The sequence below is a fragment of the Acinetobacter lwoffii genome (assembly GCF_024129435.1).
Lineage (GTDB): Bacteria > Pseudomonadota > Gammaproteobacteria > Pseudomonadales > Moraxellaceae > Acinetobacter > Acinetobacter lwoffii_F.
On record NZ_JAMXXN010000017.1, the window covers coordinates 35,311 to 55,802 of the forward strand.

Genomic DNA, 20,492 nt, shown 5'->3' on the forward strand with positions numbered 1-20,492 from the left:
TCAGCTCTTATTTAAATGGGAGGATATTGTTTTAAAGTTACAATGATTTTCATGGTCATCGACCATACCGACGGCCTGCATAAACGCATAGCAAATGGTGGGCCCGACAAATTTAAAACCAGCCTGTTTGAGTGCTTTAGACATCTTCTGGCTTTCAACTGTTTGGGCGGGCGCTTGACGATAATCCGCAACATCATTATTCAGCCGCGGTTGCTGGGCAAAAGACCAGAGCCATTCCACCGGATTGATGCCTTGCTGTTTTAGCTTCAGCCATGCTTGGGCATTTTTCCGAATGGCATTGAGCTTGCCGCGATGTCGTATCAGGCTAGCATCTTCAAGTTTCAGTTGGAGTTGTTCATCTGTAAGTGAGGCAATAGATTCAATGGAATATTGAAAAAAATGTTCACGATAAGCTTCACGTTTTCTGAGCACGGTAATCCAGGCCAGACCGGCCTGCTGTCCTTCCAGACACAGCATTTCAAACAGGCGATTTTCATCCAGCAGGACCTGTCCCCATTCTTGGTCATGGTAGGCGATATACAGCGGATCATCGGAGCACCAGCCACAGCGTTGCACAGTCATGTGATGCTCCTTATTTTTATGGTTTTATAATTTAAACACAGTCCATTGATCTTGCTGGTTATCCCAGTAAGACAATTCAGCCTGATCCAGATCGCTAAATTGAATCCACATATCTTTACCGGCCTTGTCACCATAACCGGTACTGATTAGAAGTGCATCCTCGGTAATTTCCATCACCCAGCCTTGGTAAGTTTGACCGTTCAATTCAATTTTTTGTTGATTGCCTGATTCAGCAAATTCCACCAGACGATTGATCAACGCTTCTGACATGTAAATATCCTAAAATTAACGTAAATAGGGATAAGGGTTGACCACACCGCGGCCCTTGCCCTGTAAATAGATTCCATAATGCAGATGGGGAGCAGTATGCCGGGCATTGCCGCTATTGCCGACATAACCGATCAGCTGGCCTTTTTTAATATAGTCGCCTACTTTTAAGCCATGTTTATGGCCATCCAGATGCGCATAATAATGCCAGGAGCCGCCTGGACCCAGAATCCAGACTACTTTACCACCCAAATTGTTATTACGTAAATCTGCAATCAGGCCCTCAGTCGCGCTAAAAACTTTGGTTCCACGTGGAGCCATGATATCAATACCTTCATGCAGGCGTCCGCGACTGCGCGAAGCGCCCCAGGTATCTGTTAATTCACGTGCCTGTACGCGTGCAACCGGGATTGGCAATGAATTAGGCATCTGCAGGCTGTTGAGCTTCTTCACCAGGATAGGATTCAGTTGTACAGCGGGGGATTTTTTCGGTGTACTGGTACAGGCTGCCAGCAGCACAGCTATTAAAGCAATCCATGTCAAAGCAAGGTATTGGCGCACTTTATTCATCCTTAAATATTGGCAATGCTCATATTGAGCTGATCGATATTTTGCTTTATTCAGACTATGTCACAGATTGACGCTAGTGATCAATTTTTTCATGGCAGTCGGAATGCCGGCATCGGTTGCTGTTTGCGGACTCATCCAGCAGCCTTGCAGTTCAATCGCCAGATGTTCCTGCTGATCCTGATCTACTGCAAAAACAATCGCTTCAAGGTGCCAGGTAAAATGGGTAAAACTGTGGCTAATCTGGGTTTTTTTGACGATATTTTTCAGGCCAAGTTGCTGGCATTGCTGTTCCAATTCATGTGCATTTTCAATAATCGGCAGACACCAGAGACCGCCCCAAAGACCGCTATTGGGACGTTGTTGCCAAAGCCAGTCTGTACCGGACTGGATCAGCAAGACCTGTGCAGATCGTACTGGAACCGGTTTTTTGGCCTTCTTAAAAGGTAATTCATTTTCCAGTCCTTGCTGATGAGCCTTGCAATGCTGCTGCATTGGGCAATACAGACATAAAGGCTTTTTCGGCGTACAAACGGTCGCGCCCAGATCCATAATCGCCTGGGTATAGTCATGATTGCGTTCAATAGGACAGAGCTGTTCCGCCAGTTGCCAGAGGGCACGCTCATGCACCGGTTTGGACAGATCATCCTCAATCGCAAAGAAACGTGACAATACCCGTTTGACATTACCATCCATGATTACGCCATATTGACGTAAACCGAGTGACATCAGGGCACCAGCGGTAGAACGGCCAATGCCGGGCAAGGCCATCCATTCTTCCAAGGTTTGAGGGAACTGCTGCTGTGCTGTCACGATGCCGGCCGCTTTGTGCAGGTTCCGGGCGCGGGCATAATAGCCGAGACCTGCCCAGTAGGGTGCCACTTCATCCCATGAGGCTTGACCCAAGTCTTGAACAGTCGGAAAACGCTGAATAAATCGTTCGAAATATTGCAGTACAGTTTTGACCTGAGTTTGCTGCAACATGATTTCAGAGACCCAGACTTTATAGGGATCATCTGTTATCTGCCAAGGCAAGTCATGACGACCATGCACATCAAACCATTCTAACAGGGCATCTGAAAATACAAACATGAACACATAGCAACCGAATAAGCAGCAGCTAGTATAGCGGAATCAGCAGGGTGGGAATGTGAAAAGTAGGATAAAAAACCAGATATGAATCTATAGAAATAGAATATTCATTGCATAAAAATAAACGCTCCGTAGAGCATTTATTTTTGATAAAGAATCCGGTTAATCGTTAATTCCCCAGCGCTCATCCAGCTTTAAGGTTTTGCCTGCATAACGCGGAATAATATGAATATGCAGATGTTCTACCTTTTCCTGAAATACTTCACCATCAATAAAGCCGACATGAAAACCGGCAGGCTGGTAGCGCAATTGCAGTTCATTGCGTGCCTGTTCCAGTAAGGACATCAAACTTTTACGTTCTTTGTCAGTCACTTCGAAAAACGAGGCCACATGCCGCAATGGAATAATCACACAGTGACCTTTGGACAATGAATTCGGTTCAGGCAACACCACACCATAATCATTTTTGGCAATGACATCATATTCGTCAAAATTGCAGTAGGGGCAGTTGGTTTCAGCCATCATACACATTCTCCTCTGGTAGGATTTATCTTTCTTTTCTTCATGAAGTATCTAAAATATTCAGCCTGTGAACAAGCCGGATAGTTGTTTCTATTTATGCCAAATGACGTTCTAGCAAGGCATACATCGCTGCCAAGCTTTTTTGTTCCGCTTCTGCATTGTAACCAAGATCCACACCATTGGCTTTGGCCCGTTCATCAGCAAGCGGGTTGCTAAAGCCATGTTTGGCATTTTCAAAAACAATTACTTCATACTCGACTTTGGCAGCATGCATTTCCTCACGGAAACTGGCCACATCATCCAGAGTAACCATGCTGTCCAGTTCACCATGTAGCACCAGGATTTCCGCCTGTACCTGACCTTCCTGAGCCGGTGCTTTTGGCGTCAGATTGGCATGGAAAGTGACGACTGCTTTTAATGGGGCATTGGAACGGGCCAAATCCAGCACGACTTTGCCTCCGTAGCAGAAACCAATCGCTGCAAGTTTTTCGGGATTAACTTCATCCTGCGCTGCCAAGGTATTCAAAGCCGCTGTGGCACGGTTAACGATGGTGTCAGGATCTGCAAAAGTTTGCATCATCCACTGATATGCCTGATCAGAATTGGTCGTGACTTTTTTATCCCCATACATGTCCATGGCCAAGGCCGCATAGCCATGTTCTGCAAGTTCACGGGCACGCTGTTCGGTATATTCGTTACGCCCCCACCATTCTGGTGCGACCAGTACACCGGCAACAGGAATATCAGTTTCTGGTGCGGCAAAATAACCGATTAATGGGCTGCCATCCTGTGCAGTGTAATGAATTTCGCGGGTCTTGATTGCTGCCATGCTGACATCCTCTATTGTTGTTGAATCGCTTGATTAAAACATAACATAGCAAAACTGATAGGAATGTGACATGAAAACCTGCGATTTACGGATACTTAAGCCTATAAAAAAAGAGAGGTCAATATAGAACCTCTCTGATTGTAGATCTGGAAAAATAGGACTTATTATTTAATAATTTCCAGTAATTCCACATCAAAAATTAAAGTACTGTTCGGTTCAATGACATCCCCTGAACCAATCTGTCCATAGGCCAGTTCGGCCGGGATAAAGAAACGATATTTGGCACCTTCTTTCATCAGCTGTAAACCTTCGGTCCAGCCGGTAATGACCTGGGTGGTACGAAACACCACGGGCTGATTACGGGCAATCGAGCTGTCAAAAACCGTACCATCGATCAAACGGCCTTCATAATGTACACGGACATTACTATTTGCGCTCGGCGATTTGCCTTTGCCTTCTTGAAGAATCTGATATTGCAGGCCTGATTGGGTGGTTTTGATCCCCGGTTTTTTAGCATTCTCTGCCAGAAACGCCTGACCAATTCTGGCATTTTCATCCGCCTGCTTTTTTAGGGTAATCAGCTCTTTGGCTTCAGACTGACGCTTAAACTGGGTCAAGACCCGCGCCATGTCTTCTTCACTTAAAGTCGCCTGTTTCCCAGCGGCTGCCGCTTTTAAACCGGCGCTGAAGGCATCCAGATCAATGCCTTGTAAGGAATCTGCATTACTTTTTCCCATCAGATAACCAAAGCTGTAGCCAACCTGTTCAGCCTCAGGACTTTTATTGGTAACTTCTTTGGCAAACAGACTGCCAGAACTCAGCAGTAAAACCATCAAACTTATTTGTATTTTCATGATTAATTCTCAAAATAAAGGAGAGCGCGTTGCTCTCCTTTTCGTGGATTATTTTACTTCAATGAGTTCCACATCAAAAATCAAAGTACTGTGTGGAGGAATCGTACCTGGCACGCCCTGTTCACCATAACCGAGTTTAGATGGGATATACAGAGTGGCTTTACCACCTTCTTTCATCAGTTGCAGACCTTCGGTCCAGCCTGGAATGACCTGATTGAGTGGGAACTCAATCGGCTCGCCACGTTCAACCGAACTGTCAAACACGGTACCATCAACCAATTTCCCTGTGTAATGTACTTTCACAATTGAAGTTGCTGCAGGCTGCTTGCCCGTACCTTCTTTGGTCACTAAATATTGCAAACCAGATGCTGTAGTTTTTACCCCAGCTTTTTTGGTATTTTCAGTCAGGAAAGTATCACTTGATGCCTGAGCCTGTTTGGCACTATCCACTTGCTTCTGCTGCATTTCTTTTTGGAACTGCTCATAAGCTGCTTGTAATTCTTCTTCAGTATAAGCGGGAGCGGTACGGGCATGACCTTCGCGAACGCCTGTCACAAAGCTGTTAATATCCAGCTCAGGTGGAGTTTGATGAGCGACTTCATAACCGAGTGCATAGCTAATTTTAGAAACAGCAGAGGCATCTTTAGATGCTTTTGTGGTTTGAGCAGCTGGGTTTTGAGTTGCATAGTAAACAGGTACTAGCGCGGCACCGCCTAAAAGAACAGCGACAGCAATCGGTAAGGCCTTACTCATGTATTATTCCAATCTAATGTTATCGTTGAGGTTCATTCCATCTTAGCAGAAAATTTTGAGAAATCTTGCAGAATGGGTGGTTTTTTAGCAAGCGGACATCGCAGTTGTGTTGAAGTTTAAAGAGATAAAAAAAACCAGCAATAGCTGGTTTTTCTATCTAAATGGGATCAACCATTTTGTTCTCTAGACTTATAACTATAAATGTAATCATAGCTATAGCTCCCCCCGGCTGAACGCTGAATATCATTCAGGATAAAGCCATTTACGATACTACCGGCCTGTTTAAAGCGGTTTAATGTAAGCTCTAGCTCCTTCATTTGTGTTTTTGCATAGCGCGCCACCACCAAATTGAGTCCAACATATTGAGATACGATAATCGCATCCGTGACTGCCAGGACAGGAGGTGTATCAATAATGATATGGTCATAGTGCGGAATCAGAGATTGTAGTAATTCCTTGAAGCGTACTGAATTAAGAAGCTCAGAAGGGTTTGCTGAACTTTCACCACAGGTGATTACATTCAAGTTCGGAACATTGGTGTTTTGTACCACCTGTTCTAATGTAATTTGCTCATTCAGGTATTCAGTTAATCCATGTTGATTATCCAGATCAAAATATTTGTGGATGTGACCACGACGCAAGTCTGCATCAATCACCAATACGCGTTTATTTTTTTCCGCCATGATGACTGCCAGGTTGCTAGAAACAAATGATTTCCCGACTTTTGGTGCTGGACCTGAAATCATGATGATGTTGGTCTTGGCTTGGCTTAGGGCGAAATGACTCGCTGTACGTATGCTTCGTAAGCTTTCGATCGCAATATCATCGCTATGTTTAAGGGCTAATACAAAAGGAATCTTTTTCTTTTTGAGTAGTTTTAGCCCAGGTTTCTGACTCGGAGAATGGGCAATATTCGCATATACTGGAAGCTCTAGTTGATATTCTATTTGACTGCTATCTTTCACACCAGAACGCAGCATATTGCGGAATAATGCCACCAAGATTCCCACAAAAATACCGAACCAAAAGGCGAGGAACAGAATCAGTGGTGTTTTCTGTTGCACTTGGTCAATGGGTTCAAGTGCGGTATCAATGATATGTACATTGCCAATTTCACCCGCTTTGGCAACACGCAGTTGTTGGTAGGAATTCACCAGGTTGGTATACAGTTGCTGTTTGACTTCGACTTCGCGTGACAGTTGCAAATACTGGCGTTGTATCTCTGGAATATTTTTGAGTGTTGTATTCAGTTCACGAATCTTGCCATTGATCACACGAAGTTGAGCCGTAATTTCTCGCATGGCTGGATGTAGTGCTGCATATTTGGCAGCTATTTCTGCCTGTCTCTGTTCAAGTAAGACTTTTTGTGTTTCTAAGGTGATGCTCTGATTTAAATACAATTCAGATTCTTTAGCGATATCAACTGTATTATGCCGTTGACGGAACTGGTTAAAGGCAAATTCTGCATTATCAAGCTGTTTCTTTAAATCCGGTAATTGTTCATCCAGAAACGCCAGTGTCTGCGCTGTTTCTGTTGAACGTCGCGTAATATTGTGCTGGCTATAAGTCGCTAAAATCGTGTTCAGGACCTTAGTGATATGCTGTTTATCTTGACCCTGATAGCGAAGCTGCAGAACTCCACTCAGTTCGCCTTTTTCTGTCACTGAATAATTGGCAAGAATAGAATCAATCGCTGTTGGTAATGAGAGTTTTTGTACCCGATAGCTGTTATCTAGCTTATCCTGAGTAAAGATGGCAACTTTCCAATCTCCCTGTGCAGCTTTGCCTTGAACAGCCTGGTTAAGTGGCCCTTGAAAGACAATTTCCTCTGTAGCTGGATTGATCAAGCTAAAGCTCTGTGGTTGAAACTTCAGCAGGAGATTTTTATCCTGGTACGCTACGGGAACTTCAAACTGACGGATATCAAAGCTTTTTTGACCTTCTTTAAAGCGTACATTTTCGGGTTGATATTCGGTTTGGGAATTTCTGCCGTAAATGAGACGATTGATAAAAGAGTCTTCAGTGCTAGCAATATGGAGATCCAGATTTAAACGATCAATCACTGATTCAAGAATCGTGCGTGATTTTAAAACCTCAATCTCAGCATTTGATGAAGACATCTGACTAATAATACTTGACAAGCTGCCTAATAAGGCAGCTGATGCCCCTCTATTTTCTTCGACCTGAACGATTGCATCTACCTTATAGTTAATGGCTGCGGTACGCATGTACAGCAACACTGCCATCAGGCTAAGCAAACCACATAAGAGGATGAGCTTCCATTGCGAGAGCAAGGAAAAGAACACCCCTTTTAGGTCAATCATATTTTCGGTATTGTTATTTTTGTTCATAATTTTACTATCTAAAAGTTTAAAAGTGATTTTTCCAGTCGATGATATATTCTTAAATAAAATTATGAAAAATAATCAAAGACTTGCTGCTTTTGTGAGAAAGAATCCTACATATTTGGGTTTTATTGTCCTTTCTTGAAATATCTAACCCGCATAAGGCCAGATATTTTAATAATGATCAGAAGAAGACAGTTCTTATTGTGTCTGTTTCATATTCAGTATTAAGCACCTAGTACTATAGCTAAATTACCTATCGTATAGCCGAATCAGCGACATATGAAAATGGAAGAATCTGGCTAACAACGCGTTCCCAACGGGTCAGACCTGTGGCATCAACATAGACAATATCATTGCTACGCATTTTGAACTGTTTCGCCAGGCCAAAATCTCCAAGATTTTTTAGACTTAAGTGATATATTTCAGTCATCTGATTGTCTGGATTGCCACGTAAGACATAAATCCGGCTAGAATTCGCGGAATAGGGGTTAATGCCTTCACTTTCCCCCAATACATCAGCGAGAGTCATACCTTGGTCACGTAGTGGTAAGGGCTTATTGGCACTGGCCTCACCCATGACATAGATCTTCTGATTTTCACGAGGACTGATATAAAGAGTGTCATTCGGTTGAATCAATAGCTTATGCAAGGAATATCCAGCCTTTTCCAGTGCAATGGTATTCAGGTCATAGGTTACACCCTGACGCACAAGTTGAATTGAAGTAGAGTCACCTTGCTCATTTATACCACCCGCCAAACCGAGCGCCGTATAAACACTTACTGGTTGGTCAGACAGGTAAAATTGTCCTGCCGATTTCACATTGCCAACCACAGAATAGCGTTGCCCTTGATATGAAATCACGCGTACCACTACATCCGGACGGTTTAAATAAGGTGTTAATAGGCGTCGTACTTCCTGATTCACTTGCGGAAGAGTTTTTCCTGCTGCTTTATAGCGTCCAATGAATGGGAAGTGGATATAACCATTTCGATCAATTTGATAGCCGTTGTTATTATCGCTGGCCGTAGGGGCTGCACTGATTTCAGGGTAAGCCCATAGTTGAAAAGATAAGATATCACCTGGATTCAAGCGATAATCCTGCACCTCTGTCTGAAATAAAGTTGCATAATGATTGAGATTATTCGTTTGAGCCGACTGTACGACAGGTAGGGTTTGCTGATTCAATTGCACCAGATTGACAGGCGTTCCTAGCTCAGTTTGATAGATGCCTTCTTTCGGTAAATTATAGGTTTGAAAGCCGGATATTGCTGCACATCCAACTAAAGATAGGCTTAAGGTAAAAATACCTAAAAGGTGTCTATGGTTCACTTGAAACCCCTTTATTTTTATATATTCAGAATTGGTATTTATTAATAATTATTAATTTTTAATTCGATTTATGTGATTAACATCTAAAAAGTATAATAGATCACATACCTTGTCTATAGCTATTTTTAAGTCAATTTAATAAGTTTGAAAAAATATACTGCGAAAAGATGGACGAAAATGGACGTGAAACCTTGATTAAACAAGCTGTAGAGATATAGCGAATTACTTAAGTCTTAGAATAAGGATTAATTGTTTCTAATTGTTATTTTTTAATAGATGATGTAACTGAAAAGATTAAGAGCATAATCATAGTCAATATAGGAAAGTATTTTTATATAATTTTTATCTAATCTAAAGGTTTTTTAGATCATTGATTTTTACAGAATTTAAATAAAATTTAAATGATTTATAAGAAAAATTAATTTAAAATAATTAAAACAAGACTTTGTTAATTAAAATATTATTAGAAAATTTTTGATAAATATTAAATTAATATTAGTTGAAAAATATATAGAAGATTGATGGCTATATACGATGAGATGAGTTCTAAAAAACTCATTGAACTTATAAAATGTAACCACATTTAAGCATCTACTTTTTTATAAGTGGTTTGTGTAATAAAATTAATATATCTTATGAACAAATCAATAAAAATAGATATGCCCAGAAGACAGCAGTACATTAAAAATAATTTGTGAAAAGTAAAATAAAAATATTAAAGGATACTAAAAATGGTGATGAAAATATTGGTGACCGGTGGGGCTGGTTTTATTGGATCTGCTGTTATCCGGCATATCATTAAAGAGACTGAACATCATGTTTTAAATGTTGATAAGTTAACTTATGCAGGTAACTTGGAGTCATTAGTTTCTGTATTGGATCACCCACGTTACCATTTCTCTCAAACTGATATTTGTGATCATGCAGCTTTAACACGATTATTTGCAAGCTTTGAACCCGATGTGATTATGCATCTGGCAGCAGAGTCTCATGTGGACCGTTCCATCGATGGTCCGGCCGAATTTATTAAAACAAATATTGTCGGTACCTATACCTTATTAGAAGCTGCACGAAAGTATTGGCAAAAGCTGCCTGAAATTAAAAAATCCAGATTCAAATTCCATCATATTTCAACAGATGAGGTCTATGGAGATTTGGAAGGCACAACCGATCTGTTTGCAGAAACAACACCTTATTTGCCAAGTTCACCTTATTCCGCCAGTAAGGCCAGCTCGGATCATTTAGTTCGGGCCTGGCATAGGACCTATGGTTTGCCGGTGGTTGTCACGAACTGTTCCAATAACTATGGACCTTATCATTTTCCTGAAAAACTGATTCCTTTGATGATCCTCAATGCTTTAGAGGGGAAGCCCTTACCAGTGTATGGCAACGGTCAGCAGGTTCGGGACTGGCTTTTCGTAGAAGACCATGCCCGCGCTTTATATCAGGTTGCGACTCAAGGTCTTGTAGGTGAAACTTATAATATTGGTGGATGGAATGAAAAACAAAATATAGATGTGGTAAAAATCATCTGTCAGATTTTAGATGAATTAAAACCCCAACTGAAGGGGGAACGTTATGAAAGCCTCATCACTTTTGTTAATGATCGGCCTGGACATGATCTGCGCTATGCCATTGATGCTTCAAAAATTGAACGGGAACTGGGGTGGAAGCCACAGGAATCATTCGAGACCGGTATCCGTAAAACTGTGCAGTGGTATCTGGATAATCTGATATGGTGTCATCGCGTTCAGGATGGTTCTTATCAGCGTGAACGTTTAGGGGAGGCAGTCTAATGGCTAGCACAACCAAAGGGATTATTTTAGCCGGTGGTTCGGGAACACGTTTGCATCCGATTACCAAAGGCATCTCGAAACAGCTACTTCCGATTTATGACAAACCGATGGTTTATTACCCATTATCTGTCCTGATGTTAGCCGGTATCAGTGAAGCTCTTGTCATTAGTACTCCAGATGATATTGAGGGGTTTAAGCGTTTATTAGGAGATGGTTCACAGTTTGGCATGGAGCTGAGTTATGTAATTCAGCCTCGCCCTGATGGTTTGGCACAAGCCTTTATCCTGGGCGAAAAATTTATTGGCCAAAGCAATGTATGTTTGGTGCTGGGCGATAATATTTTCTACGGGCAAGGTTTTACTCCTATGCTACGCCAGGCTGCAGCACGGCAAAAAGGAGCAACTGTATTTGGCTATCAGGTGAAAGATCCTGAACGCTTTGGTGTTGTAGAATTTGATGAACAGCAACGTGTGATGTCAATTGAAGAAAAACCGAAACATCCTAAATCTAACTTTGCTGTAACGGGTCTGTATTTTTATGACAATGATGTCATTCAGATTGCCAAACAGGTTCAACCATCCGAACGGGGCGAGCTTGAAATTACCTCGATTAACCAGGCATATCTGGAGCGTGGTGATTTAAATGTTGAATTGTTGGGGCGTGGATTTGCCTGGTTAGATACAGGTACACAGGGCAGTCTGCTTGAGGCTGCTCAATTTGTAGAAACTATTGAAAAACGTCAGGGTTATAAAGTGGCCTGCTTGGAAGAAATTGCATTGAATAATGGCTGGCTGAGCAGAGAGGAAGTTTTAGCGATTGGTCAAACAATGAATAAAAATGGCTATGGACAATATCTGATTTCTTTAGTGGGGAAATAATAATGAGTTTAGTTAAATTAATTGATTTACCTAATTTAGGTGATGAACGAGGTGGATTAGTTGCAATTGAATCAAATCAATCTATTCCATTTAAAGTTAAACGTCTTTATTATATTTTTAGTACTTTGAATAAAGCTCGTGGTTTTCATGCCCATATTGCTTTGAAACAAATAGCTATATGTATAAAAGGTAGCTGTCGATTTATATTGGATAATGGATGTATTAAAGATGAAATTATTTTGAATTCTCCTTTAAAAGGATTGTATATAGAATCTTTAATATGGAGAGAAATTCATGATTTTTCTGAAGATTGTGTGCTATTGGTATTAGCAAATAATTATTATGATGAAAATGATTATATTCGAAATTATCAGGATTTTTTAAAAGAGGTAAATAAACCAATTGTAAATTTAACAGTAAATAATTAAATATATAATATGATAAAAACACAAGAATTATTAATTTTCAATGTATTCGTTGTAGAATAATATTTTAAAAAATAATTAAAAATTAATAAATATAGTAGAGCTAATTTTTATATCAATAAATCTAGAAGTAGTACATTAAATATAGGAACAACTGTTTGAAAATAAGCTCTTATTTTGGAGCTATATTCCCTAATTTTTTGATTTTTTATGAGATTGATAAGAATGATTCCTTTTCTTGACCTAAAAGCGATAAATGCTCAATATCTTGATAAACTTATCGTAGCTTGTACACAGGTAGTTGATTCTGGCTGGTATATATGTGGAAAACAGGTAGACGATTTTGAAAGGCATTTTGCGCATTATTGTGGAACGCAGTATGCCATAGGGGTTGCCAATGGTTTGGATGCTCTTATTCTGACCCTGCGTGCATGGAAAGAATTGGGTAAGCTAAATGAAGGAGATGAAGTCATTGTGCCTTCAAATACTTATATTGCGAGTATTTTGGCGATTTCACAAAACAATTTAAATCCGGTGCTGGTCGAACCGGATATTCATACTTTTAATATTGATACTAAAAAAATTGAAGCAGCTATTACTATCAAAACAAAGGCGATTTTACCCGTTCATTTATATGGACAGCTTGCTGCAATGCCAGAAATTATGGTGATTGCCAAGAAATATAATTTACTGGTCCTAGAGGATTCAGCACAAGCACATGGTGCTGAAATAGATGGTAAAAAAGCAGGTAATTGGGGAGATGCCTCAGGCTTCAGTTTTTATCCAGGTAAAAACTTGGGGGCATTAGGAGATGGGGGCGCGATTACCACCAATGATGCCGAGTTAGCCAATATGCTGAAGGCGATACGTAATTATGGTTCGCATGAAAAATATAAAAACCTGATGCTTGGAGTAAATAGTCGTCTTGATGAAATTCAGGCGGCAATTCTGAACGTAAAACTGAAATTTTTGGACCGAGAGAACCAACATCGCCGTCAGATTGCAGATCTCTATTTAAAAGAAATTCAAAATCCAGCCATTGATCTTCCACTCATAAATATAGACGCGGAAACTTATACCCAGCATGTTTGGCATTTGTTTGTCATCCGAACCCGACATCGGGAAGAATTACAAAAATATCTGGCAGACCATGGGGTACAGACACTGATTCATTACCCGATTCCACCGCATAAACAACAAGCTTATAAAGAGTGGAATGACTTAAGTTTACCAATTTCAGAACAAATTCATGCCGAGGTCTTGAGCTTACCGATCGGACCTACTTTATCTATGGATGAAGCAAAGCAAATTGTTCAGTTATGTAATGGTTTTCAAATATAGATGAATTTACTTACGACCAGCGTACTCAATGGTGTGGCGGTGCTGATTAAGACCCTAACCCTATTTGTACTGAATAAAATTTTGGCTGTATATCTGGGACCGACTGGATATGCCGCTTTAGGACAATTCCAAAATTTTATTCAAATGGTAACAACTTTTGCAGGTAGCGCAATTAATACTGCCGTCATTAAATATACGGCCGAGTATCATGAAGATCAAAACAAACAACGTGCAATCTGGAAAACAGCAGGCAGTCTTGTTTTTCTATTCAGCCTGATTTTTGCAATATTAATTTTAATTTTCCAAAACCAGCTATCACTTTATATATTTCATACCCTTGAATATCAAAATGTTTTCGTATGGTTCGCAGTGTTTTTAATATTTTTTAATTTTAATACATTATTTTTAGCAATATTAAATGGCAAAAAAGAAATATTAAAATTAGTCATTGCTAATATTTCAGGCAGTTTATTTGCTCTTATTATTACAAGTATTTTAGCCATAAAATTACATTTATATGGTGCCTTGATTGCATTATCCATTTATCAGTCTATTGCATTTATAGCCACGTTATTTCTGTGTTGTAGAGCGGACTGGTTTAAATTTTCGTCTCTGTTTGGAAAAATAGACTTCGAAATTACTAAAAAATTTAGTTCTTTTGTTTGGATGGCATTGGTAAGTGCGATCTGCGTGCCTTTATCGCAAATGCTGATTCGTGCCTATTTAAGCCAGGAGTTTGGCGTGGCATATGCAGGATACTGGGAAGCGATGATCCGTCTAAGTACCGTATACCTGATGCTGGTTACAACAATATTGGGGGTCTATTACTTGCCGCGCCTATCAGAGCTCAAGATACTTGAAGAAATTAAGAAAGAAGTCTATTTAGGCTATAAGTTCCTTTTTCCAATGGCTGTGGCAGGAGGCATAATTGTTTTTGTGTTACGTGATTGGATTATCAATGTATTGTTCAGTCCCTCCTTCGCACCCATGCAAAGCCTGTTCTTTTGGCAAATGATGGGCGATGCATTAAAGATAGGGAGCTGGATACTAGGTTATTTAATGTTAAGCAAAGCCATGACCAAACTGTATATCTCTACAGAAATTATATTTACTCTTTCCCTTCTGATTTTGACCTATGTGTGTACCCAAGTTTTTGGATTTGAAGGGGTTTCGATTGCTTACCTGGTAAATTACGGGATGTATTGGATAGTCATCAGTTTATTTATATTTAAACCATTAGAATAAAAAGAGACATAATATGAAAATTGAAGACCTTTTAATTTCTATCATTATACCAAGTTATAATCATGAGAAATTTGTGTGTGACAGTATCCGGAGTGTCATTGACCAGTCGTATCAGAATATTGAGTTAATTGTCATTGATGATGGATCTACAGATTCTTCCGTAGAAAAAATCCAAGAACTGATTCCGCTCTGTGAAAAACGATTTACCCGATTTGAGTTTAGACATCGACCCAATCAGGGCTTGAGTGCAACCTTGAATGAAGCATTAGCATGGACACAGGGAGAATATTTTTCTTCTCTGGCTTCAGATGATATAATTTTAAAAGATAAAATAAAAATACAATCCGAATTTTTAAACCAAAACAAAAATTGTATCGCAGTATTTGGAGGAGTGGCAGTTATTGATAATGATTCTAATCTTGTCAAAAATAGAGTTAAAAAAAGACAAAGTTATAATTTTGAAAAAATTTTATTATTAGAACATGATTTGCCAGCTACGACCCAACTGATCCAATCTAAAGCTTTGAAAAAAATTGGCGGTTATGATGCTAAGGTAAAAATCGAAGACTGGTATATGTGGTTGCTTTTAGCACAGGAGGGGGAGTTATGTTATCTTCCAGTTATTTTTGCTAAATACAGGCTACATGATAATAATATGCATAAACAGACGTCTCTTATGCATGATTCGAGAATGATGATTTTAAATGAATACCAAAATCATATTCTATTTAACAAAGCAAAAAAAAGAGCTTTATGGATAAATGCATTTGAGTTGGGGCTGTTTTCCAAAAAGCAATCATTAGAAAAAATGCTAAGCATTTTGAGAGAATATCCATCTGAAATTTTAACATATGATTTCTTCAGGTTTTTTTACTGGTTACTTATTAAAAAAGATTTTTAATATAAATAAGTTCGATAAATATTATTGATTTTGTTAGAGAATACCATTTTAAAATATATTAAATAAGAAAATAATTAAATTAATAATATAAAATATTAATCGGTTCTTTTGCTTTTCTGTCGAGCAAAAGACAATAAAAAAGGAATGGATAATGATTATTTTAAATGAAACTAATTCAAAAAATAACATTATTTTTTTAAGTGGTACTAATATAAGAGATAAGTCAATTATATATCTTATACTATTTTCATTTTTTTTATCTCAGTTTTATTTTTGGTCAAGTGGAGTTCCACAATTCAGCCATATTTTTATTATGGGTGCCATTTTATTGCTATTTAGCAAAAGCTCTAAAATAAATATTGAGTATTCAAATATAATTTTATTATTCGTTGCTTATGCAATTTGTGTAAATTTTGCTTGGTATTTAATTGTTCTAGATTCAAGTTATATGATGTCGACAGTTTACTGGATATTTAATTTGTTGTTTTTTCTATTAATGATGAATTTAAATCAGGTCCAGATAAAATTTTTCTATGAAAAATTATTATTCCTTATCCCTTTTTCCTATATTGTTGAAATTATTATCTGGGTAAGTAACTTAGGTCGTTATGATTTTGAACCTCGATACAATGGTCTTTTTAATGATCCTAACCAGATGGCATTTTGGGTGCTGAGTAGCTGTGCAATTTACCTATATATTTCAGGAAACGGCTTTAAAAAAATAACTGTCTATTTTTTAGCCTTATTCCTGATTTTATTGACTATGTCAAGATCTGCTTCAATTGGTTTTTTAATGTTAACTCTAGGACTTATATTTAGTCAAAAAGGGGACCTGAATAAAAGAATATTTGTATTCATTGGAACATTAGTGCTTTTTGGAAGCTTAAGCTACTTTTTATATAACTTGGGGGTCTTTGATAGCGTTGTACTACGCTTTATGGAAGGGTTAGATCAACGAGACAGTCAGGTAGAAGGGCGTGGTCTTTTCAGTTTTTTAGATTATCCTCAATATTTAATTTTTGGGGCTGGGCAAGGTGCCCACTGGTTATATAATCCTACCGGGAATGAAATTCATTCAACTTGGCTAGGTATCTTATTTTATTATGGAATTATAGGTATATCCTTATTTTTAATATTTCTATACCAAATATTCAAGAAACTATCACTTTCAAACAAGATGATATTCTTAGGACCAATGTTATATGGGTTTACCACCTATAGTGCAAGAACGCTGATTTTTTGGTTTTTATTGGCAGCTTTTTTAATATTTTCAAATAATAATAAGGAAGAATAAATATGTATATTTCTATAGGAATTCCATTTTTTAATGCTGAAAAATATTTAGAAGATGCGATTAAATCGGTTCTGGCCCAAACTTTTCAAAACTGGGAACTCATAGTGGTAGATGATGGATCAACAGACCGGTCTTTAGAGATAGCCCGATCATTTGTTGATCCTCGAATCCGTATCATTTCTGATGGCTTCAATAGAAGATTACCTTATCGCTTAAATCAGATTATTAATGAAGCACAATATGACATTATTGCACGTATGGATGCTGATGATCTAATGGCAGTAGATCGGCTTGAAAAACAGATAAAAGTCTTAAATGAAAATCCAGAGATTGATTTAGTGGTAACCAGCTTGTATTCGATTGGAAATAAAAATGAAATTTTAGGGAAAAGAATTTATTCTAATCATCAAATGCAACCCAAAGAAATTTTGCAAGGCCTGACCAACTTATTACATCCTTCATTGCTTGCACGAAAGGCGTGGTGTAAAAGAAATCCCTATCAAGTTAATAACTGTCTAGCGGAAGATTATGAATTATGGCTCTCAGCAGCGATAAAAAATGATTTTAATTATGTGGTGATGCAAGAACCCTTGTATTTTTACAGAGAAGTAGAAAATGTAAAAAAAGAAAAAATGATTCGTGGTTATAATACTCAAATTGAAGTGATTAAAAAATATTATAATAATGTCATATCTGATCTTGAAAAAAATAAGATTGTTCTAAAATTTGAAATAAAAAAAATGATTGTAGAAATATTAAGTTTTTTGAATTTAATGCAAATTTTAAATAAGCGTAGGATGACTACTGTTTCTGAAGACGATAAAAATTTTTATATGTCACAATTAGAACTTATAGGACGATTAAAATAATGATAAATAAAAAAATTGCTATTATAGGTTCTACTGCTTATAACCTTTATAATTTTCGTAAAGATTTTATTTTTGCATGTTTAGAGCAGGGTCATCAGGTTTATGCTTTTGTCTCAGAGTATGATGATCAGTGGCTAGATATAATTAAAAATCTTGGAGCAACTCCTATTTCCTATCAACTTAGTCGTGGGGGATTGAACCCATTATCTGATCTATATTCTATTTTTCAGCTTATAAATAAAATAAAAGAAATTCAACCTGATATAGTCTTTTCATACTCAACTAAACCTATTATTTATGCTACTTTAGCTGCTTATAAGACAAATGTTCCCTATATTTATGGAATGATTGAAGGCTTGGGTTCACCTTTTACCATTCATAAACATGGTCAAAGTTTAAAGACTAAATTAATACGCTTTGTACAAATTTCTTTATATCGGCTTGCATTTCCATATTTAGATAAAATTATTTTCTTAAATCGCGATGATCCTAAAGATCTAGTACATCGTTATAATCTTCCCCATAAAAATAATGCAATTGAAGTCTTAGGACCAATTGGCCTTAATTTACAAGAGTATGCTTATACGAAATGGGATGCCGAGAAAAATTTATCTTTTATCTTTATTGCCAGGTTAATTGCCGAAAAGGGTATATTTGAATATTTAGAAGCTGCTCGAATAGTTAAAGAAAAATATCCTGATATAACATTTAAAATTATAGGGGGGTTAGATCCTGAAAACCCAACTGGTTTAAAGCAGGTACAATTAGATCAATTGATAGAAACAGGAATTATAGAATACGCTGGTTTCGTTAAAGATGTGAATCAAAGAATATGTGAGAGTGCAGTTTTTGTATTACCCTCCTATTATCGTGAGGGCATACCTCGCAGTACACAAGAAGCAATGGCTATAGGAAGACCAGTGATTACTACTGATGTACCTGGCTGTAATGAAACTGTAGTAGAGGGTGTTACGGGTTTCCTAATTCCTAAATGGGATGTAAACGCATTAGTAAAGAAAATGATTTATTTCATAGAATATCCTGAACAAGTAAATAAAATGGGGTATCAAGGATTTTTATATGCTAAAAAAAATTTTAATGCTGATCATATAAATCATAGATTATTGCAAATATTAGGAATGAATTAGGCTTAGAATTCATTTAATAATATTTTTATTTATAAAAATAATTTTGATTAAATTTAACTTAAAAATAATAAGTAGAGAATGTTTAACTTATACAGGAGATTGCAATGGGCGAAGATATAAGCTTTAAAATAAAAAAATACGAAGATTCAGATAAAATAATGTGGAATAAATTTTTGTTAAAATGTAAAAATTATCACTTTATGTTTAATCGGGATTTCATGGAGTATCATTCTGATCGTTTCGAAGATTTCTCTTTAATATTTAAAAATGATGAAGATGAAATTATGGCTTTATTACCTGGAAATATTAAAGATAATATTTTTTATAGTCATCAAGGTTTAACCTTTGGTGGATTTTTATTTGATAGAGGGATGCATGCTGCTGATATGCTTGAACTCTTTACTCAATTAAAGATTTTTTTTAAAGAAAAAAATATTGAAAAAATTATATATAAATGTATTCCAAGTATTTATCATAATTATCCAGCGCAAGAAGACTTATATGCTTTATTTAGAAATCATGCCAACCTTTATCGTAGAGATATTAGTGTTTGTATTGATTTAGAGGAAGAATATTCATATTCGGAAAGCAAAAGAAGATCAATTAAGAAGCTCAAAAAAAATGGTATTATTTGTGAAGAAATAGATCAGCCTAGTATTGTTTGGGGTGTCCTTCGTGAAGTATTACGTGAGCATCATAACCAACAACCTGTCCATAATGAAATTGAAATAGATTTATTGAAAAGCAGATTTCCTAATAATATAAGAGCTTATAAGTGCTGTCTTGATGGGAATATTGTGGCAGCAGCAGTTACTTTTGAAACTGAGAGAGTGGTTCATATTCAGTATTTGGCGAGTAATGATAAAGGCAGAGAGGGAAAAGTATTAGATTATCTGATTGATTTTTTAATAAATAACAGTAAAAAATTTGCTAAAATATTTGACTTTGGTATTTCTAATGAACATGAAGGGAAGTTTTTAAATAGGGGGTTGATTAATCAAAAAGAAAGATTTGGTGCTCGTGCGATTGTACATGATTTTTATACTATAGATTTTTGACATACTCGCCCATTTTCGACAAGCTCAAACCTGTTTTATGATCACGATCTTATTTTTCAGGGCTTGTGGTTATGCGTCTTTAGATGTAATTAAGAAGTATATTCAAAGTTAGCAGGGTTAAAGCTTTTTGAAATTCACCTCCACCTTGACTGTCGGGGTGGAGTCCTCTTCCCTTACAGAGGCTTTGTTGCACAAAGATTTGAAATGCAAAGCGCCCCTAATTGAGCCAAATTTAAGGCGTAACTTGGGTAAGTGGTCGACCTAATTCCGTAAATCTGTTAAGGACTGCTACACGTGCATGGATCTCATTCACTTGGCTATCAAAACTCCTTGCACTGAGTTTATCTCCTAATAATTTGATGCAATGCATCTTAGTTTCAACCAAACTTCGCC

Annotated in this window: 20 protein-coding genes and 1 pseudogene; 10 read left to right on the forward strand and 11 right to left on the reverse strand. The window is 37.5% G+C overall.

From position 1 onward, the window contains the following. The 10 genes from NI455_RS11115 to NI455_RS11160 all read right to left on the reverse strand — a co-directional run bounded on the left by NI455_RS11115 (position 1) and on the right by NI455_RS11160 (position 9,144). Positions 1-582, reverse strand: coding sequence for a DNA-3-methyladenine glycosylase I (locus NI455_RS11115; protein WP_253114167.1), 582 nt, complete (start codon positions 580-582; stop codon positions 1-3). Positions 583-606: 24 nt separating this feature from the next. After that, positions 607-852: a hypothetical protein gene (locus NI455_RS11120; RefSeq protein ID WP_253114169.1), complete on the reverse strand. Its 246-nt coding sequence runs from the start codon at positions 850-852 to the stop codon at positions 607-609. 15 nt (positions 853-867) lie between these two features. Then, positions 868-1,410, reverse strand: a complete 543-nt coding sequence (locus NI455_RS11125) for a M23 family metallopeptidase (RefSeq protein WP_253114172.1) — start codon at positions 1,408-1,410, stop codon at positions 868-870. 69 nt (positions 1,411-1,479) lie between these two features. After that, complete coding sequence (gene mutY, locus NI455_RS11130) at positions 1,480-2,508, reverse strand: A/G-specific adenine glycosylase (protein ID WP_290447036.1); 1,029 nt, start codon at positions 2,506-2,508, stop codon at positions 1,480-1,482. A 162-nt stretch (positions 2,509-2,670) separates the two neighbouring features. Then, positions 2,671-3,030 (reverse strand): HIT family protein, encoded by a 360-nt coding sequence (locus tag NI455_RS11135; protein WP_253114201.1) that lies wholly within the window; start codon positions 3,028-3,030, stop codon positions 2,671-2,673. Positions 3,031-3,124: 94 nt separating this feature from the next. After that, positions 3,125-3,859 (reverse strand): dienelactone hydrolase family protein, encoded by a 735-nt coding sequence (locus tag NI455_RS11140; protein ID WP_253114177.1) that lies wholly within the window; start codon positions 3,857-3,859, stop codon positions 3,125-3,127. Positions 3,860-4,023: 164 nt separating this feature from the next. Continuing rightward, entirely contained in the window at positions 4,024-4,713 is a 690-nt protein-coding gene (gene bamJ / locus NI455_RS11145; protein ID WP_253114180.1) for a BamJ family beta-barrel-assembly machinery protein, read from the reverse strand. Between the two features lie 48 nt (positions 4,714-4,761). Beyond that, positions 4,762-5,466: a BamJ family beta-barrel-assembly machinery protein gene (gene bamJ, locus NI455_RS11150; protein ID WP_253114182.1), complete on the reverse strand. Its 705-nt coding sequence runs from the start codon at positions 5,464-5,466 to the stop codon at positions 4,762-4,764. 167 nt (positions 5,467-5,633) lie between these two features. Beyond that, a complete protein-coding gene (locus NI455_RS11155) occupies positions 5,634-7,817 on the reverse strand; it encodes a polysaccharide biosynthesis tyrosine autokinase (protein ID WP_253114185.1) in 2,184 nt (727 codons plus the stop codon). A 250-nt stretch (positions 7,818-8,067) separates the two neighbouring features. Beyond that, on the reverse strand, positions 8,068-9,144 hold the full coding sequence (locus tag NI455_RS11160) for a polysaccharide biosynthesis/export family protein (protein ID WP_219307811.1): 1,077 nt from the start codon (positions 9,142-9,144) through the stop codon (positions 8,068-8,070). A gap of 737 nt (positions 9,145-9,881) precedes the next feature. Here NI455_RS11160 and rfbB point away from each other — a divergent pair. The 10 genes from rfbB (at position 9,882) to NI455_RS11210 (ending at position 20,099) form a co-directional block, all read left to right on the forward strand. Further along, positions 9,882-10,940 (forward strand): dTDP-glucose 4,6-dehydratase, encoded by a 1,059-nt coding sequence (gene rfbB, locus NI455_RS11165; RefSeq protein ID WP_253114202.1) that lies wholly within the window; start codon positions 9,882-9,884, stop codon positions 10,938-10,940. Continuing rightward, complete coding sequence (gene rfbA / locus NI455_RS11170) at positions 10,940-11,818, forward strand: glucose-1-phosphate thymidylyltransferase RfbA (protein ID WP_253114186.1); 879 nt, start codon at positions 10,940-10,942, stop codon at positions 11,816-11,818. Before rfbB ends, rfbA begins: the two co-directional genes overlap by 1 nt. A gap of 2 nt (positions 11,819-11,820) precedes the next feature. Next, a complete protein-coding gene (locus tag NI455_RS11175; RefSeq protein WP_253114187.1) occupies positions 11,821-12,246 on the forward strand; it encodes a sugar 3,4-ketoisomerase in 426 nt (141 codons plus the stop codon). A 222-nt stretch (positions 12,247-12,468) separates the two neighbouring features. Then, positions 12,469-13,584 carry a DegT/DnrJ/EryC1/StrS family aminotransferase gene (locus NI455_RS11180; RefSeq protein ID WP_253114188.1) on the forward strand — a complete coding sequence of 372 codons (1,116 nt, stop codon included), beginning with the start codon at positions 12,469-12,471 and terminating at the stop codon, positions 13,582-13,584. Continuing rightward, positions 13,585-14,829 carry an O-antigen translocase gene (locus NI455_RS11185; RefSeq protein ID WP_253114189.1) on the forward strand — a complete coding sequence of 415 codons (1,245 nt, stop codon included), beginning with the start codon at positions 13,585-13,587 and terminating at the stop codon, positions 14,827-14,829. 13 nt (positions 14,830-14,842) lie between these two features. Continuing rightward, positions 14,843-15,730: a glycosyltransferase family 2 protein gene (locus tag NI455_RS11190; protein WP_253114190.1), complete on the forward strand. Its 888-nt coding sequence runs from the start codon at positions 14,843-14,845 to the stop codon at positions 15,728-15,730. Positions 15,731-15,881: 151 nt separating this feature from the next. After that, the gene (locus NI455_RS11195; RefSeq protein WP_253114192.1) at positions 15,882-17,024 is read left to right on the forward strand and encodes an O-antigen ligase family protein; all 1,143 of its coding nucleotides are present in this window, start codon (positions 15,882-15,884) and stop codon (positions 17,022-17,024) included. Positions 17,025-17,026: 2 nt separating this feature from the next. Then, positions 17,027-17,893 (forward strand): glycosyltransferase family 2 protein, encoded by an 867-nt coding sequence (locus NI455_RS11200; RefSeq protein WP_253114193.1) that lies wholly within the window; start codon positions 17,027-17,029, stop codon positions 17,891-17,893. Next, positions 17,893-19,041, forward strand: a complete 1,149-nt coding sequence (locus tag NI455_RS11205; protein ID WP_253114197.1) for a glycosyltransferase family 4 protein — start codon at positions 17,893-17,895, stop codon at positions 19,039-19,041. The genes NI455_RS11200 and NI455_RS11205 overlap by 1 nt, the downstream gene beginning before the upstream one ends. A 104-nt stretch (positions 19,042-19,145) precedes the next feature. After that, on the forward strand, positions 19,146-20,099 hold the full coding sequence (locus NI455_RS11210) for a GNAT family N-acetyltransferase (protein ID WP_253114199.1): 954 nt from the start codon (positions 19,146-19,148) through the stop codon (positions 20,097-20,099). Positions 20,100-20,331: 232 nt separating this feature from the next. Here the strand turns inward: NI455_RS11210 and NI455_RS11215 are convergent. Further along, positions 20,332-20,492, reverse strand: a pseudogene (locus NI455_RS11215) (IS5/IS1182 family transposase); the annotation flags it as partial.